We start from the raw sequence: 248 nt of genomic DNA on the forward strand, positions 1-248 counted from the left end.
GGTTGGAAGAGCTAAAAATAGAGAGTGTAGCCATGGAATCCACAGGGGTTTATTGGATGGGATTGTTTGAAATCCTTGAACAAAGAGGCTTTCAAGTATTGTTGGTAAATGCCCGTTACCCCAAGAATGTAAGTGGTCGCAAAAGTGATGTATCTGATAGTGAGTGGATTCAACAATTGCATAGCTATGGTTTACTCCCTGGCTCATTTATCCCCGATGACCCTACTCGTGAGTTGCGCACTTATATC

At 42.7% G+C, this 248-nt stretch carries 1 protein-coding gene; it reads left to right on the forward strand.

Going from position 1 to position 248, the window contains the following annotated elements; translation table 11 throughout:
• Positions 1-248 (forward strand): transposase (locus tag Q0954_RS34825; protein ID WP_299466912.1); only part of this gene is annotated, 248 nt, incomplete at both ends.

Source organism: uncultured Microscilla sp. (genome assembly GCF_947493425.1).
Taxonomy (GTDB): Bacteria; Bacteroidota; Bacteroidia; order Cytophagales; family Microscillaceae; genus Microscilla.